The following is a 2,858-nucleotide window of genomic DNA, read 5'->3' as shown; positions in this document are numbered from 1 at the left end:
TGGCCGGCGAATGGGCCAGCGGCGCCCAGCCCGCCGGCGCCACCGCCGGCAGCGCCCGCGCCCTGGCCGAGGGGCCGGTGGCCTTCGTGTTTTCCGGCAATGGCGCGCAATTCGCCGGCATGGCCCAGGAAGCCATGGCGCATAACGCCACCTTCCGCGCCGCCGTCGAGGAAGCCGATGCCGCCCTGGCGCCGCTCACCGGCTGGTCCGGCGCCGCGCTGCTGGCCGAAGGTGTTTCGGCGGAACTGCTGGACGGCACCGACTATGCCCAGCCGCTGCTCTTCCTGGTGCAGCTCGGCATCACCGCCGCCCTGGCGGAACAGGGGCTGCGGCCCGGCCTCTGCCTCGGTCATTCGGTGGGCGAGGTGGCGGCGGCCTGCGTCGCCGGCATCCTCACCGTGCAACAGGCGGCGCGGCTGGTGGTCGCCCGCTCCCGCGCCCAGCACCTGACGCGCGGCCAGGGCCGCATGGCCGCCATCGGCGCCAGCGCCGAGGCCGCAGCACCCCTGCTGGCCGAGGCCGGGCAGGATGCCGCCGGCTGGGCGCCGGAAGTCGCCGCCTTCAATGCGCCCGACGCCATCACCGTGGCCGGCCCGGCCGAGCCGCTGGAAAAGCTGGTGGCCCTGGCCAAGAAGAAGCGCCTGCCCGCCGTGCTGCTGGGCCTGGACTATGCCTTCCATTCCTCTGCCATGGAGCCGGTGCGCGGCTCCCTGATGCGGGAGCTGGAAGGGCTGCAGCCCGCCCAGGGCCGCTTGCCCTTCCTTTCCTCCGTCAACGGCATGCTGGTGCCGGGGCTGGATCTCGATGCCACCTATTGGTGGCACAACCTGCGCGACCCCGTGCGCTTCCAGGCCGCCGTGCAGGCGGCGGTGGATGCCGGCGCGCGCCTGTTCATCGAGATCGGCCCGCATCCGGTGCTGCAATCCTATCTGCGGGACAGCCTGCGCGCCGCCGAGGCCGAGGCCCCGGTGCTCCCCAGCCTTTCCAAGCGCGATGGCGCGGGCGACCCCTTCCCCGCCATGCTGGACCGCGCCTTCGTGCATGGCGCCGACCCGCGCGGCGCCGCCATCTGGTCCGGCCCCGCCACGCGCGGCGGCCTGCCCGCCACGCCCTTCGACCGGCAGCGCCACTGGCATGCCGCGACCCCGGAATCCGCCCGGCTGCACGACCCGGCGCTGGACCACCCGCTGCTGGGCTTCCGCCAGGGCGCCGAGCCCCTGCGCTGGAGCCGCGCGCTGGACAGCACGCTGGAACCCTGGCTGGCCGACCATGCCCTGGGCAGCGAGGCCGTTTTGCCCGCCGCCGGCATGGCCGAGATGGCCCTGGCCGCCGCCGCCCGCCTCTGGCCCGAGGCCCCGGCGCTGGAGCTGCGGGACCTGCAACTGCTGCGCACCCTGCCGGTGGCCAGGGATTCGGCGCGCGAGGTCCGCTTCTCCCTCGACCCCGAGAGCGGCCTTTTCCGCCTGGAAAGCCGCCCGCGCATGTCGGGCGAGGACTGGAGCCTGCATGCCCGCGGGCAGGTCGCCGCCGCCACCCTGGCTGCCCTGCCGGACGCGCCCCTGGCCGCCCTGCGCGGCGCCGAGGCCTCCGCCGCCCTGGCCGTGAGTGGCGAGCAGCTTCAGGCCACCGCCCGCCGCTTCGGCCTGCACTACGGCCCCGCCTTCCGCCCGGTGCGGGAGGTGCGCCTGGCCCCCGGCGGCGAGACCGCCCTGGTGCGGCTGGCCCTGCCGGAGGAAGCCCCGGCGGACGAGCATTTCCTGCTGCACCCGGTGCGGCTGGATGGCGCGCTGCAAGGCCTGCTGGAACTGATGGCGCATGACCGGCCCGATGACGGCCGCGCCATGGTGCCGGTGCGCTTCGGCCGGCTGGTGCTGCGCCGTGGCGGCACGGTGGCGGTGCGGGCCGAGCTGGCTGTGACGCATCGTGGCGAACGCTCCGGCCGCTGTGCCGTGGTGCTGCGCGATGGTGCCGGGCAGGTGGTGGCGCGGCTGGAGGATGCCTGGATGCAGGCCATCCGCCTCGGCCAGCGCGCCCCCGCCGCCGAAGCCGCCTTCCGCGTGGTGGAGCGCCCGGCGCTGGGCGCGCCCCCGGCCGAAGCCGCCCCCGTGCTGGCGGAAGCCCTGGACGTGGCCCTGGCCCACGATGCCACGCTGGAATTGCAGGAAACCAGCCTGCTGCTGGAAGGCCATGTGATCGCCAGCGCCCATGCGGCGCTGCTGGCCAAGGCCGGCGCAGGCGCGGAACTGCCGGCAGCGGGGCTCTCCCCCTATGCCCGCGCCCTGCTGCATGCCCTGGCCGAGGATGGGCTGGCCGAGGCCACCCCCACCGGCTGGCGCCTGCTGCCCGGCGACGAACTGCCCCCGGCCACCGAGATCTGGCGCGCCGTGCTGGCCGAATCCCCCTCGCTGGCGCATGAACTGGCCTGGCTGGCCCTGGCCGCCGAGCGGCTGCCCGCCGCGCTGGACGGCCAGCCGCAGCCTGAATCCCGCCCGTCGCCCGAGGCCGCCGGCTTCGCGCGGCTGGCCGAGGTCATGGGTGCCGCCGTGGCACGCCTCGCCGCCGCATGGCCGGAAGCGCAGCCGCTGCGCGTGCTGGAAGTCGGCGCCCAGGGTGGCCCGCTGACCCGCGCGCTGCTGGCGGCGCTGGAAGGGAGCGGCCGGCAGATCCGCTACACCGCCGTCTCCGCCGAAGCGCGCGCCGCCGCCGTGCCACCGCATGGGGAGCGGGTGGACTTCACCTTCGCCACCTGGGACGGCGCCGCCGCCCTGCCCGGCCCGGCTGACCTTGTGGTGGGCATGGCCGCCGCTGCCCGGGCGCAGGGGGGAGAGGCGCTGCTGCCGGTGCTCGCCGCCGCCCTG

General features: G+C 76.1%; 1 protein-coding gene. It reads left to right on the top strand.

Annotation, left to right across the window (positions count from 1 at the left end):
* Positions 1–2,858, top strand: a 2,858-nt coding sequence (locus tag IBL25_RS25530; RefSeq protein WP_187781255.1) for an acyltransferase domain-containing protein, incomplete at both ends; no start/stop codon positions are given.

The sequence above is a fragment of the Pseudoroseomonas ludipueritiae genome, assembly GCF_014490445.1.
Taxonomy (GTDB): domain Bacteria; phylum Pseudomonadota; class Alphaproteobacteria; order Acetobacterales; family Acetobacteraceae; genus Pseudoroseomonas; species Pseudoroseomonas ludipueritiae.
This window is presented reverse-complemented; position numbering and strand designations above follow the sequence as displayed.